Here is a 14,212-nt window from a genome sequence, read left to right as displayed (position 1 = left end):
TAACATCCTCCTACTCGACAGCTTTTGATTTGTAGAATTCTGAGATTTTCTTTTCCTGTGCGTAGAATTCCGGTGATTCGAATTCTGTACCGTGCCAGTCAAGGAATTCCTGTCTTAACTGGTTGAAGAAACCTCGGATCTCGTTTTTGTCATCCAGATCATAGGATGCCATCAATGCATCGTAAAGAATGCCGAATTCTTCCCGCTGTCTGTCCGGAGAGCATGCCGCGTCGATCGGATCGAAGGAGTTCTGTTGCAGATACACAGAATCGAGCAGCTCGCCCTTCTGATAAATAATGTAATCTTCTGCGGAAGTTCCTTCCTCACCGACTACCTTCATCATCTGGTTGATCTCATTTCCTCGGTGCAAAATGGAACGTGCTTCTTCCACACGGGTCATATCAACAACACCGTCGTATTTGGACCAGGAATCCATCGGATGGATGGCCGGGTATTTACGGGCATCGGAACGCTCTCGGGAAAGTCCGTGGAATGCACCGACTACCTTCAGCGTTGCCTGTGTAACCGGCTCCTCGAAGTTACCACCTGCCGGTGATACGGTACCACCGATGGTAACAGATGCGATCTTGCCGTTTTTCAGTCTTACTTTACCGGCACGCTCATAGAAAGAAGCGATGGTGGATTCCAGGTAAGCCGGGAAAGCTTCTTCCCCCGGAATCTCTTCCAGACGTCCGGACATCTCACGCATTGCCTGTGCCCAACGGCTGGTGGAATCTGCAAGCAGAAGAACATTCAGGCCCATCTGCCGGTAGTATTCAGCCAGTGTTACGGCTGTGTAGCAGGATGCCTCTCGTGCGGCTACCGGCATGGAAGAAGTGTTGCAGATGATGATCGTACGTTCCATCAGGGATCTTCCGGTCTTTGGATCTTCCAGTTCAGGGAACTCTTTTAAGATTTCCACAACCTCGCCGGCACGCTCGCCACATGCGGCAACGATAACGATATCGGCTTCTCCGTTTTTCGCTTCCATATGCTGAAGCACTGTTTTTCCGGCTCCGAATGGTCCCGGTACGCAGAAAGTTCCGCCTTTTGCTACCGGTAGGAAAGAGTCGATACAGCGAATCTGGGTTACAAGTGGTTCGTCCGGACGAAGTCTTTCCTCATAGCATTTTACTGCCTGCTTAATTGGCTGGGAGATAACCATGCTTAATTCTTTCTCCTCGCCGTCTCCGTTTTCAATGATACAGATGGTTGCCCGTACATGGTAAGAACCTTTTTCTTTGATGGATTTTACTTTCCAGTCATGACCTTTCAGTGTGAAAGGAACCATGATCTCGTGTGTAAATAATCCTTCCGGAACACTTCCGATGATGTCACCGGCTTCTACGGCATCACCGATCTTTACGGATGGGGTAAATTCCCATGCCCGGTCCGGAATCGGATCGAGGTATACGCCTCGTTCAAGGAAAAATCCGCATTGCTCGGCCAGATCCGGCAACGGATTCTGCAGACCGTCAAATACCTGTGTGAGCAGACCCGGTCCAAGTTCTACGCTCATCAGTTCACCGGTAAATTCTACAGGATCTCCGACTTTAATGCCGTTTGACATTTCGTAGATCTGCATGCTGGCAACACCGTTGTTGATACGGATAACCTCGCCTTTTAAGCGTTTTCCGTCAACAAGGATATAACCAACTTCATTTTTATGAACGGCACCTTCAAAGCTGACATTTGCCAGGTTGCCGTTTATACCAGTTACATATCCTGTTACTGTTTCCATTCAATTTTCTCCTGTTATTAAATAGTTTTCCGTTTCATCAGATAGGGGAAGCATTGCACTCCTATAACTGATAAACGCGTTGCTGCACCTGATCAAAAAGGCGTTTGAATTCTTTTTTACCTTTTTCCTGTACAAAACAGTTCTGGCGCTCCAGCAATTTCAATTTAACCGCATACCCAAATAGATAGACATCGTCAAAGGTATGCAAACCTACCAGGGAATCAAGATTTTCAAATTCGTAATCCAGCAGGATTTTCTCGGCTTCCAGCGGATTTTTTGCTGCAAGCACGGTTCCTATTACCTGGGTGAGCACAGAATCCTTATCGTAGGATTTCAGATAAGCCCGTCCGAGGTTCATGCTTCTCTGATAATTGAGCTCACTCATAAGGTTGTTGTAAAAAACAGCCCAGTCTTTTAACAGTGGTCCTTCATCAGAGGAGAGGGTGAGATTACTTAAAAATTCGTATTTTGATTCGCTTACATTTGACTGGCACATGCCAAGAAATTCTTCATAAGTAAAAGGCATGTCTCCGTCCGTTCTCAGGTCCGGCAGGCTGGATATCAGATAATAATATGAAGCCATAAGCACCTCCTGCTAGAAATCAAGATTTCTGAAGTACGGCATCAGCATCTGCATGATTTCGTCATCGGAACAGTCAAAATAACCGGAACCGTCTTTTGCCGCCAGCCGGAATCCTGCACGGACACCTTTGGCCGGTCGGATTTCGAGACCGTTTTTGATTTCATCTGCAAGTTCTGCTTTCAGTGCATCACTTACTTGTGCAACTTCTACGGAATAACTATCTACCCCTTCATCAGCAATCACTGCTTTGATTAATTTTCCGAGTGCAGCATCACAAAGATTGTCTTTCACCTTTGCGGAAAGAATTTTTTCAAATTCTGCTTTTACCTCGGTTTTAAATGCGAGCATGGCATCGCGTTTTGCCTGCTCCGCGCTGATGGCAGCACTTTCTTTTAGAATACCGATTTCTTTTTCTGAAGCTTCCTGAATACTTTTTGCCTCAGATTTTGCATCTGCAATTATAGCATCTGCTTTTTTCTTAGCTTCTGCAATAATCGCTTCTGCTTCTGCATTGGCTGCATCAATTCCGTCTTTGCGGATGGAGGAAACTAAGTCCTGAATCTGTAATTCCATACGTTCACTTCCCTTCGTGTTCTTTGGATTGTACTGAAATAAATACAATTTAGAACACATTATAATATACAATGGATTGACATGCAAGTACTATTTTTAATTGTTTATAATTAAACAATCTCACCGGTTATTATATCCGATATTGAGCATAATTTACAAAAGTAATGTACTTTTTTTGATACATGCTTATAGTTGCTGTTCTTGTGCAATAGCAGATACCTATGTTATACTTACATTTATGAAAGAAAATGAAACATTAAAAAGGCGGGTGCTGGATCTGGCAAACCGCTGTTATCAGCAAAATATATATACATTTTCCGGGTTTTTAAATGCAGCAGAAGTGTCAGATGTATATTCTATGGAGCGGGAGTTAGATTTTATTCCATGGAAATTATTTGGAGGCACGGAAGGCTGTGAACGGCAGATGCTGCGGTTTGGATCGGAGGAAACGTTAGGGTATGAGGAGGAGTTTCCCATCAGTTGTGTGGTGATCCGCCCATCAGCACCGAAATTTGCCGAGGCCTTAAGTCATCGGGATTTTTTGGGGGCATTGATGAATCTAGGAATAGAAAGGGATGTTCTTGGTGATATTATTGTCAGGGATTCTGTCGGTTATGTGTTCTGTGAGGATGCCATAGCAGCTTATCTGGCGGACAATATTACCCAGGTGCGCCATACCGTCATGACCACAGAGGTGACAAAAGAATGTCCCGGGCAGGCGGCACCGCAGTTTCTGGAGGAAGAATTTGTCGTCAGTTCCAACCGCTGTGATGCCATTATTGCGAAAGCATACAAGCTGTCCCGTACCCGGAGTACCGAATTATTTCATGCAGGAAAAATATTTGTAAATGGCAGACAATATGACCGGAATAGTGGTATACTGAAAAGCGGAGACATCGTATCCGTGCGTGGATTTGGAAAATTTGTGTTTCGTGGATTTTTACAGGAGACCAAAAAAGGAAGGATCCGTGTGGGTATTGCGAGATATGTGTAAGGATTGTGGGAGTGCAAAGCACGGAGCAATCCGTGTGATCAGGATTGGGGCGTTTTGACACCCAAATCATATCATGCAGGAAAGCAAAAAAAACAGGGATGCAAGTATATTTATGAATAGAGAAGAAAAACAGAAGCTGAAAGCTGAAAAAAAACAGCAGAAAGCGAAGGAGAAACAGGCACGGAAAGAAGTCCGGTCTGTTTATAAGGAGACAAAAGGAAACAAAGACCGGGAGATCAAGTGGGGCAAGCTTGACAATACAGCGCATCTGTTTCCGGTTATCGCAGGAGAGGGCATGACAAATGTCTATCGAGTTGCAGTTATCTTAAAAGAAGAAATCCAGCAGGAACTGCTGCAGCAGGCACTGGACATGGTATTGCCGAAATTTTCTGTATTTAACTGCAGACTGCGTCAGGGCATGTTCTGGTATTATTTTGAAGAAAATGGAAAAAAATCACCGACGGTACATGAGGAGCATACGTATCCGTGCCGTTATATTGATGAGCACCGCAACCGGAGTTATCTGTTTCGGGTGACCTATTACGGCTGTCGTATCAATCTGGAAGTTTTTCATTCACTGACAGATGGAAACGGAGCACTGAATTTCCTGAAGGAGCTGACGTATCAGTATCTGCGCCTGTCTCATCCGGAACTTGGTGAGCAGTATGGAAATCGGCTGCACAAGCATACTTCTTTAAATACAGAAGACAGCTTTTTGCAGAATTACAAAAAGAGCCGCTTTGAGAAATCCTACAAATCGGAAAAAGCCTATATTTTAAAAGGCAGCCTGTTTCCGGAAGGAAAAATGGGAATCATTCACGGGCATATGCCGGTGGATGCGGTAAAACGAGCGGCGAAGAAATACGATGCTACGATCAATGAATTTCTGGTGGCTGTATTTATCTGGGCAATTTATCAGGAGTATTTAAAAGGAATGCCTTCAAAACGGCCGGTCACCACCAGTGTGCCGGTTAACCTGCGACCATTTTTTAATTCAGTGACAACGAAAAATTTCTTTGTCATGGTTACGGCAACGTTCCATCCGAAAGCAGAAAACCAGCCATTTGAGGATGTGATTGCAGAAGTGAAAAAATCTCTGCGGGAGCAGATTACGAAAGAACATCTGGAAGAGATTTTTTCCTATAATGTGACGGGAGAAAAAACGATGATTCTGCGGACAATCCCGCTGGTGTTCAAAAAAATAGGTATGAAATACGTTTACAATATGGCGGCGAGTGCCAATACCGCAACCATCACAAACCTTGGAAGTATTCAGGTTGCACCGGAATATGAGGGGTACGTGGATCATTTCAGTGTTATTTTGTCACGTTCCAAAGGACAGAATCTGAAGATGTGCCTTTGTTCCTATAATGGAATGCTGACATCCACAATCTCATCTGTGATGAAGGATACAAAACTGCAGAAAGCATTTTACCGTTATCTGGTGGCAAATGATATTCCGGTAACAATAGAAAGTAATGGTGTGTATTATGAATAAATGTTGGAACTGCGGAGTGGAATTTGTTGATCCGACCAATGTATGTCCACTTTGTAAATGTATTACGGAGCGGGACGGAGACGAGGTACTTGAAAAGAAGCCGACCTATCCGTTCCATCCGGGGAAAGAGATAAAAAAAATCCAGCTGGCGCTGAGCATTTATACGTTGGCGGCCATTATTGCTGAAGTGATTCTGGTGATCGTTGATTTTCATGTGGGAGACCGGGTCGGATGGTCCATCATGACGGGAGCATGCTTTGTATATGCATATATTACATTGAAATTTTCCATTCAGAAACACAATGGATACCAGTTTAAAATATTATTGCAGACGCTGCTTGGCGTGGCGGTCGTTGTACTCATTGATTTTTTGACGGGATTTTCCGGCTGGTCTGTAAATTATGTATTGCCGTCAGCATTTATACTGATCGATGTGACTGTCATTATACTGATGATCGTGAACAGCAGAAACTGGCAGAGTTATATACCGATGCAGCTTTTGATCATTGTATTGAGTATTATTCCGTTTATACTCAGACATTTTGGGATTTCCAGTGACAGTATTATATGTCTGATTGCGCTGTGTGTAGCTGTTTTTGTATTTGTCGGAAGTGTGATCGTGGGAGGCCGCCGGGCAATGGATGAGTTGTACCGCCGCTTCCATGTGTGATTTATCTCAGTCTGAGTTGAGACTCCCACTTCTGTAAGTGGTGAGTAATAACAAGTCTTTCTTAGTGGGAGTACAATCTCCGACTGAGATAAACGCTTCGCGAGGATGTGCAGTGATTCTGAGATGAATATGTCAGCTTACGCTGACCAGAATCACGCACCAAGTCTCACGTGCGTTCGACTTGAAAAAAAGAAATTAGTATTATAATAGGAGAAAAATGAATGTTACAGACTGACAACAGTATTCGCGGAAAAGTAATGCGTGAATTGATCGCAAGAGTCGCTTCCGACAACTTGATCGGCAGAAAATTTAAAAGCGGTGAACTGCGCAAAAAAATGACAGAACCCGAGTGGCGGGTACCGGAATTTTACAATCTGCGTGTGATTGAGGAAAAAAATTGCCGTCTGGAATTATTGGAGTGTGAGATCAAAAACGAGCGTCTTGTGTTGCTGCAGCTGCACGGAGGCGGATATATCGGTGGTATGCGTAATGCATACCGCAGTTTTGCGGGGCTATACAGTGAACTTGGCCGGGGAATGAGTGTGCTGACCGTGGATTACCGGGTGGCACCGGAGCATCCGTATCCGGCGGCACTGGAAGATGCCATAACCGGTTACAACTGGTTGCTGCAGGCAGGATGGCAGGAGCATGAGATCGTTGTGGCCGGAGATTCCGCAGGCGGCGGACTGGCACTGGCACTCTGCATGTATCTGAAGAATCAGAACCGGAAACTTCCGGCGGGGCTGATCTGTATGTCGCCCTGGACCGATCTGACCCAGTCCGGTGCATCGTATGATTTTAACTATGAACGGGATCCATTGTTTGGAAACACCCGGGACAGCTTGATTTACAGCAAGGATTACATTCAGGATGAGGATCCGACGAATCCGTATATCTCACCGTTGTATGGCAATTTCAGCGGTTTTCCGCCAATGTTGATCCAGGTGGGAAGTTATGAGATGCTGCTGAGTGATTCGGAACTGGTGGCAGAAAAAGCGAAACGTGCCGGATGCAAAGTGCGGCTCAGTGTGTACGAAGGAATGTTTCATATTTTTCAGATGGCAATGCTGATGATTCCGGAGTCCAAGCATGCCTGGCAGGAGATCGGACGTTTTCTGGATATTATGGAACATCATCTTCCGGCAGAGCATCTGGATGAGGAAGATAAAGAGATTGAGTCCAAATTTGGAGAAGTAGAATATGAATAACTATACTGATTGCTGTCTGTGCCCGAGAAACTGTCATGTGGACCGGACACAGGGAAAAACAGGTTACTGTGGACAGACCGATCAGATACGCGCGGCACGGGCTGCATTACATATGTGGGAGGAACCCTGCATATCCGGTGATGCGGGATCCGGAGCCGTGTTTTTTTCGGGCTGTACGCTTGGCTGTGTGTTCTGTCAGAACCATTCCATTGCTGCAGGCAGTGTGGGGAAAACAATTTCCGTGGAACGGCTGGCAGAAATATTTTTAGAACTTCAGGAACAGAAAGCCTGGAATATCAATCTGGTGACAGCGGGGCATTTTGCACCACAGGTGGCAAAAGCGCTGGAACTGGCAAAAAACAGGGGCTTACAGATTCCGGTCGTATATAATACATCCGGCTATGAAAAGGTAGAAACACTGCGGATGTTTGAAGGACTGACAGATATCTATCTGCCGGATTTCAAATATCTGAGCGGAGAACTTGCAGGTACATATTCTCATGCGGCGGATTATCCGCAGGTGGCAAAAGCAGCTCTTTGGGAGATGGTGCGGCAGGTTGGAAGTGCCCGGTTTGAGATCGTGTCCGGAGCAAAGGCCGGCAAGATTACCGATGAATTGTCTGTGGATGTGGCATATGCGGATGGAATGGATCAGACTTTGGATGGAACCGTGTCTGATACTGACGAATGTATGAGAGACAGCGAACCGGAAAACGGTGTTCTGGAACGAATGCTGCGCGGTGTTGTAGTTCGCCATCTGATTCTTCCGGGGCATATCGCGGAATCAAAAAAAGTGATCCGTTATCTCTATGAGACCTACGGGGATCAGATCTATATCAGCATCATGAACCAGTACACACCAATGCCGGGTATAAACGCACGGTATCCGGAACTTGGAAGAAAACTCACACCACAGGAGTACGATGAGGTAGTAGATTACGCCATAGAACTTGGCGTAGAAAACGGATTTATCCAGGACGGGGAGACAGCGGAAGAGAGCTTTATACCGACCTTTGATACTTCTGGGGTGTGAGGTGATTCTTCTGTTAGCAATCAAAGCAACCCTACTGTGTTACCACCGGCTGCTGTGTCGTCGGATCTGCCGGAAGTGCCTGAGCCGGATCCATTGTCTGGGCAGCGGTATCCGGAGTGACTGTGTCAGCAGCACCCGGATCCGTTGATGCATCGGTGGCCCCGTCAGCGGAAGTATCTGCCTGTGTACCAGCAGTATATTCGGTAATATTTGCGTGAGAGAGTGTCTTGTTGTCAGTCAGATATATAGCAACGCTCAGCTGCTGCTTAGAAGCAGGCACTTCTACTTTCAGTGTGTCGGATTCTCCGTGGGTTGAATATACCATGATGGAATCATAACTGTCAGAAATTTTGTAGAGAATATCAGATTTTGCAATCTGATCACCGGATTCATTTGTAACAACGCAGCGGAGCTCTTTATTTCCGGGGATGGTGCACATCTCAAGTGTTCCGTTTTCGTCGGTAGTTCCTTCAAATACAGTTTCATTTCCATTGGTAATGGTTACGGTTGCATTTGCCAGTTTTTCGCCGGAAGCATCATACCAGCGGGAATATAACTGGAGATTTCCGTCCGTCAGGATTTCTTTTTCTGCGGAGAGTTCGGTACCTGCGCTGACTGTGGCATCTGTGCCCGGCAGTTCGAAGCTGCATCCGTTTAATAAAAATGCACCGCTGATCGTCAGTGCGGAAATGAGTGCAATATATGTTTTCTTTTTCATGTTTTTGATTCCTCTTTTCGTTGTTTGTAATTTTTTAATCAATGTTTTTGTAACTGCCTATAGCATGATACAAAAATGTGAATATTTCAAGAATTTTTTATGAAAAATGCAAAAAAATGTTTTCGGAAAGCAGGCAGGTCTGTCGTTGACATTTTGCGGTGACCTACCTATAATAATAAAAAGAAACAGGATTGTGGAGGAATTATGAATAGTAAGAGTGTATACAGAAAGAAACGTCTGGGATCTTGTCTGGCACTGTGCCTGATCGGTGCTGTCATGAGCAGTACAATGAGTATCCCGGCATGGGCGGCACCTGCATCTGGAACAGCGAAAGATGATAATACCGTAGTCCGCGATGCCATCAAAGGCACACCGGTGGGATCATTGAATGCCAATCAGGAAGTAAAAGTGAAAAGTGAGAAGAAATCTGAGGATGGATATACCTGGTATCAGATCAGTTTTGACTGGAATGGTGCGCAGACAGAAGGCTGGGTGCGTGGTGATCTGATCACAGATGGAGCATCTGCTGCGGACAGTACACAGACGGGCAGCACGACAGACCAGGCAGTGGAAGCTGCAGGTTCTGTTACTTCCAATAATTCGGGAAAGACCGATGCACAGGAAACAGATGAATTCAGTATCAATGATCAGAAATACAAAATTGCAGAAAAATTTCCGGAAACTGAGATGCCGGAGGGATTTCAGCCAGCAACGATTACATATGCTGAGAAAGAGATTTCTGTTGCACAGATGAAAAACAATGCGGATACTGTGCTGGTATGGCTGGAAAATACAGCTGACAGCGCAGATAAGGGCATGTACCTGCTTGATCGTGAGCGGGGGGAGGCAGTTCCGTTTATCTGCATTGCCGGAAAAGAGGATTCTTTTGTAGTATTGACCGATGTGCCGGAAGCGGAGGAAAAGACGGTTGCAGACTGCTATCATCATACCTTGTGTACGTTTGAAAACGGAAGTATTATGGCATATCAGCTGACACAGGAAGACGAACATGTTTCCAATGACGTGACAGCGACTGATTTTTACTATGTATATGGAATTTCCAGTGAAGGCGGGCGCGGATGGTATGTGTATGATTCTGCTGGTGATACCCTGCAGCGCAGCATGATAAACATGAAATATAATACCGCGCAGGCAGATACCGGCAGCAGTCCGGATGAAACGGAGGATACATCTGTATTTGAGACAGATTCCATGACACGGATGCTGATCGCCGGAGCGGGAGTGATCGCATTACTGCTTCTGATCCTGCTGATCGCCGTTTCCGTACGTTACCGCCGTCTGCGCAGATATCTGGATGGCGAACTTGGTTTTGGTGAAGAGGATGAGGCGTTCCATGAAGAAACGGAAATGCTGCCGTCTCACACGATTGAAGTAGAATTAAAAAGCGGAACCGTAGATATTATGGATTTTGATGCTGCTGTTGAAGAGGCAGACAAAACACAAAAAAACAGTAAGAAAAAAGAAAAGAAACAGCGTCACAGAGGAGGCGAGCCGCGGACAGCAGCAGAAATGCCGGAAGAGACGGAAAAATCAGTTGGTTTTACAGACGAAAATGCAGAAGCGAAAGAAGCAGCTGTCGAAAAAACGGCGGAGCAGCCGATGAAAAATCCGGATCTGGAATCCGTAGCGAAGATCAAACGACCACAATCTGAGAAAAAAGAGACAAATCCGGAGACCGAACAGCTGGTTGCAGATCTGAAAAAGCTGATCCGGGAAGTGGAAGTGACGAAAAATGCAGAAGCAGAGCAGGAAGATGCGTTTTTTGATGAAGAAGACGGAGAATTTTATGATGAAGAAGATCCGGAAGAGAAAAAAGATGGAACAAATTCCTGGGATGATATTGAATTTCTGTAAATAAAAGAACAGACTCCTTTTATCGGGAAAGGACCCGGTAAAGGGAGTTTCTTTTGTTGTTGACAGATTTGTAAGTGTGTTATATCATCGTTATAACAGTCTCTTAAAATGAAAGACGATAAAGATAGGCGAATGGTGCAAGATTCTGAAAAGAATAATGGAGGATAGGTTACAAATGACAATAGAGATTGATTTTAACAGTGACGAGGCATTGTATATCCAGCTTCGCAATCAGATTATATACGGCATTGCCACGCAGCAGTATCATGAAGGAGATGCTCTTCCATCGGTACGCCAGCTGGCAGATGAAATCGGCATTAATATGCATACCGTAAATAAGGCGTACAGTGTGCTGCGTCAGGAAGGTCTGCTGCGTCTGGACCGGCGTAGGGGCACCGTCATAGCACTGGATATTGACCGTCTGAAAGCAGAGGAAGAGATGCGGGATGCCCTGAGGGTTATTCTGGCCAGAGGTTTCTGCAAAGGAATTACCAGGGCAGAGGTGCATGAACTGGTGGATGAGATTTTTCATGAATACGAGTAAGAATGCCGAGGGCATTCTTGAATAAAAAGAATTGTGGGAGTACGAAGTGCGGAACAATTCGTATGGCATCTTTTGCCCCCAACATCATAAAAATAGTAAGCGTAAATTTCGGAGGAAATAGAATGCAATATAAGGGATTTACCAAACAGGCGCGCAAGGCAATGCGTCTGGCAGAAAATCTGGCAGAAAAAGAACAACAGACACAGATGGGCAGTGAGTATCTGCTGGCAGGGCTTTTGCTGGAAGGACATGGAGTAGCATATGAAATCCTGCAGCAGTTATCCGTAAACTGTGAGGATATTCTGGCACTGATCCACGAGATCGCACTGCCAAATGAAGAAGAATTTCCGGCACAGGAGGATTTCCTGACTCCGGAGGGGCATGCGGTTATTGACGGTGCTTATGCGGCAGCAGAGCGGTTTGACTGTGAAGAAGTCGGTACGGAACATCTGCTGTTTTCTGTGATCGAGCATCGCAACAGCGCAGCAGCCAGACTGCTGATGGCAATGAATGTCAACATGGGAAAAGTGTATGCGGAAATCTTGTCTGCCATGGGAAAAGAAGCATTGTATTCCCGGGAGGAAGGAAAACAATTCCGTACCGGAAAGAAATCAGAAAATGCAAAATCAGGTCTGCTTGAGACCTATACTTCAGATCTGACGGAGCGTGCCCGGCAGGGAGAACTGGATCCGCTGATCGGACGCAGTGACGAACTGCAGCGGATGATCCAGATCCTGAGCCGCCGGGGCAAAAATAATCCTTGCCTGATCGGAGAACCCGGTGTGGGAAAAACCGCGATCGTGGAAGGACTGGCAGCACGGGTAGCAGCAGGAGCCGTACCGGAGCATCTGCAGGAAAAGCGGATCCTGACTTTGGATGTATCCGGAATGGTAGCAGGTACAAAATATCGTGGTGAGTTCGAGGAACGGATCAAAGGAATTATGCAGGAAGTGCAGCAGGCAGGCAATATCCTGCTGTTTGTGGATGAACTGCATACGATCATCGGTGCAGGTGGTGCCGAAGGAGCACTGGATGCATCCAACATTATGAAACCGGCATTGTCCCGTGGACTGATCCAGATCATCGGTGCGACTACGATCCAGGAATACCGTAAGCATATCGAAAAAGATGCGGCACTGGAGCGGAGGTTTCAGCCGGTGATTGTGGAAGAACCGAGTGTGGAACAGACCGTGGAGATATTGCGTGGACTGCGTCCGCAATATGAGAAACATCACCATGTGACGATTACAGAAGAAGGACTGCGGGCTGCGGCAGAATTGTCAGAGCGTTATATCAACGACCGTTTTCTTCCGGATAAGGCAATCGACCTGATGGATGAGGCTGCTTCCAAAGTGCATATCGGCAGTATGGAGCAGCCCAAGCAGCTGGAAGAGATAAAACGGACCATGCAGCAGCGGAGTGATGAAATGGAAGAAGCAATCCTGCAGGGAAATCTGACACTTGCAGGAAGTATCAGAAGCGAACGCCAGGAATTAAAGCAGGCTTATGAGTCTGCCCTCACCAGATACAAACGTAGTCTGAACCGCAAAAAGGCGGCAGTCGGAGAAAATGAAGTGGCCGATGTAGTGGCAGACTGGACGCATATTCCGGTAAAACGACTGACCGAAGGGGAAGCCGTGCGTCTTCAGCATCTGGAAAAATCACTGCACAAACGTGTCATTGCACAGGACGAGGCAATTCAGGCAGTTGCAAAAGCGGTGCGTCGTGGAAGAGTCGGTCTTAAAGATCCGTCCAGACCGGTGGGATCTTTTCTGTTCCTCGGACCGACCGGTGTCGGAAAAACAGAGATTTCCAAAGCACTGGCAGAGGAAGTGTTTGGTCAGGAAGAAGCTATGATCCGGGTGGATATGTCGGAATATATGGAAAAGCACAGTGTTTCAAAACTGATTGGTTCTCCGCCGGGATATGTTGGTTACGAAGAGGGTGGACAGCTCAGCGAGAAAGTGCGTCGTCATCCATATTCGGTCCTGCTGTTTGATGAGATTGAAAAAGCACATCCGGATGTGTTTAATATTTTACTGCAGGTACTGGATGACGGACATATCACCGATGCCCAGGGAAGAAAAGTTGATTTCAAAAATACCATCATCATTATGACGTCCAATGCCGGAGCACAGTCTATCATTGAGCCGAAAAAACTTGGTTTTGCAACGGCAGAAAATGAAAAAGCAGACTACAACCGGATGAAATCCAATGTGATGGAAGAAGTGCGTCGGATCTTCAAGCCGGAATTCTTAAATCGTATTGATGAGATCATTGTGTTCCATGCCCTGACCAAAGAGCACATGAAGAAAATTGTGGGCATCATGACAAAAGAACTGCAGCAGCGCTGCCGGGAACAGTTAGATCTGGAACTGAAGATTACCGACGGTGTAAAACAATATATTGTGGATAAAGCATATGATCCGAAATATGGTGCACGCCCGCTGCGCCGGATGATTCAGACGAAACTGGAGGATACGCTTGCGGATGAGCTGTTATCCGGAGCAATCAAACGGGGAAGTACCGTGACTGTGCGTATCCGCAAAGATGAGATTGTGTTCTGTTAATGATATATAATCCGTTGTCTGTGCAAGTGATGTTGCAGGGCAGCGGATTTATGTATCTACGGAGAGAGAGCGAGGAATAGGAAATGGCAAAAGCGAAAAAGACGATATTTTTCTGTCAGCAGTGTGGCTATGAGACTGCAAAATGGATGGGACAGTGTCCGGGCTGCCGGGAGTGGAATACATTTGTAGAAGAACCGGCGGAGGA

The 14,212-nt window shown here is 46.0% G+C and carries 13 protein-coding genes (1 of these 13 running past the window's edge); 9 read left to right on the top strand and 4 right to left on the bottom strand.

Translation table 11 applies throughout. From position 1 onward, the window contains the following. Positions 1-10 precede the first annotated feature (10 nt). The 3 genes from ACIRUQ_RS09545 to ACIRUQ_RS09535 all read right to left on the bottom strand — a co-directional run bounded on the left by ACIRUQ_RS09545 (position 11) and on the right by ACIRUQ_RS09535 (position 2,897). Positions 11-1,741, bottom strand: a complete 1,731-nt coding sequence (locus ACIRUQ_RS09545; RefSeq protein ID WP_055290233.1) for a V-type ATP synthase subunit A — start codon at positions 1,739-1,741, stop codon at positions 11-13. Between the two features lie 61 nt (positions 1,742-1,802). Next, on the bottom strand, positions 1,803-2,324 hold the full coding sequence (locus ACIRUQ_RS09540; protein ID WP_055290232.1) for a DUF2764 family protein: 522 nt from the start codon (positions 2,322-2,324) through the stop codon (positions 1,803-1,805). 12 nt (positions 2,325-2,336) lie between these two features. Next, positions 2,337-2,897 (bottom strand): hypothetical protein, encoded by a 561-nt coding sequence (locus ACIRUQ_RS09535; RefSeq protein ID WP_044963517.1) that lies wholly within the window; start codon positions 2,895-2,897, stop codon positions 2,337-2,339. Between the two features lie 238 nt (positions 2,898-3,135). On the opposite strand from ACIRUQ_RS09535, the gene ACIRUQ_RS09530 reads away from it, so the two are divergent. The 5 genes from ACIRUQ_RS09530 to ACIRUQ_RS09510 all read left to right on the top strand — a co-directional run bounded on the left by ACIRUQ_RS09530 (position 3,136) and on the right by ACIRUQ_RS09510 (position 8,300). Next, complete coding sequence (locus ACIRUQ_RS09530; RefSeq protein WP_055290231.1) at positions 3,136-3,891, top strand: RNA-binding protein; 756 nt, start codon at positions 3,136-3,138, stop codon at positions 3,889-3,891. Between the two features lie 112 nt (positions 3,892-4,003). Next, on the top strand, positions 4,004-5,389 hold the full coding sequence (locus ACIRUQ_RS09525; protein ID WP_055290274.1) for a hypothetical protein: 1,386 nt from the start codon (positions 4,004-4,006) through the stop codon (positions 5,387-5,389). Next, complete coding sequence (locus tag ACIRUQ_RS09520; RefSeq protein ID WP_055290230.1) at positions 5,382-6,059, top strand: DUF6320 domain-containing protein; 678 nt, start codon at positions 5,382-5,384, stop codon at positions 6,057-6,059. The genes ACIRUQ_RS09525 and ACIRUQ_RS09520 overlap by 8 nt, the downstream gene beginning before the upstream one ends. 221 nt (positions 6,060-6,280) lie before the next feature. Continuing rightward, entirely contained in the window at positions 6,281-7,267 is a 987-nt protein-coding gene (locus ACIRUQ_RS09515) for an alpha/beta hydrolase (RefSeq protein WP_021739239.1), read from the top strand. Next, complete coding sequence (locus tag ACIRUQ_RS09510) at positions 7,260-8,300, top strand: radical SAM protein (RefSeq protein ID WP_055290229.1); 1,041 nt, start codon at positions 7,260-7,262, stop codon at positions 8,298-8,300. Before ACIRUQ_RS09515 ends, ACIRUQ_RS09510 begins: the two co-directional genes overlap by 8 nt. Positions 8,301-8,331: 31 nt before the next feature. Here the strand turns inward: ACIRUQ_RS09510 and ACIRUQ_RS09505 are convergent, their stop codons facing one another. Next, positions 8,332-9,018: a hypothetical protein gene (locus tag ACIRUQ_RS09505; protein ID WP_055290228.1), complete on the bottom strand. Its 687-nt coding sequence runs from the start codon at positions 9,016-9,018 to the stop codon at positions 8,332-8,334. Positions 9,019-9,222: 204 nt separating this feature from the next. Between ACIRUQ_RS09505 and ACIRUQ_RS09500 the strand changes: the two genes are divergently transcribed. From ACIRUQ_RS09500 to radA, 4 genes are all read left to right on the top strand, one after another. Further along, positions 9,223-10,893, top strand: a complete 1,671-nt coding sequence (locus tag ACIRUQ_RS09500; protein WP_055290227.1) for a hypothetical protein — start codon at positions 9,223-9,225, stop codon at positions 10,891-10,893. 175 nt (positions 10,894-11,068) lie between these two features. Then, positions 11,069-11,437, top strand: coding sequence for a GntR family transcriptional regulator (locus ACIRUQ_RS09495; RefSeq protein ID WP_022035542.1), 369 nt, complete (start codon positions 11,069-11,071; stop codon positions 11,435-11,437). A 122-nt stretch (positions 11,438-11,559) separates the two neighbouring features. Next, positions 11,560-14,007, top strand: a complete 2,448-nt coding sequence (locus tag ACIRUQ_RS09490; protein ID WP_055290226.1) for an ATP-dependent Clp protease ATP-binding subunit — start codon at positions 11,560-11,562, stop codon at positions 14,005-14,007. An 83-nt stretch (positions 14,008-14,090) separates the two neighbouring features. Next, on the top strand, positions 14,091-14,212 hold the 5' portion of the coding sequence (gene radA / locus ACIRUQ_RS09485) for a DNA repair protein RadA (protein ID WP_055290225.1). Its footprint extends 1,270 nt past the window's final position; 122 of the gene's 1,392 nt are visible here — the first part of the coding sequence; its start codon is at positions 14,091-14,093; its stop codon lies off the right edge, out of view.

Origin of the sequence: Eubacterium ramulus (genome assembly GCF_045002895.1) — a bacterium.
Lineage (GTDB): Bacteria > Bacillota > Clostridia > Lachnospirales > Lachnospiraceae > Eubacterium_I > Eubacterium_I ramulus.
The sequence above is the reverse complement of the archived record's forward strand: the minus strand, read 5'-3'. Positions and strand labels throughout refer to the sequence as shown.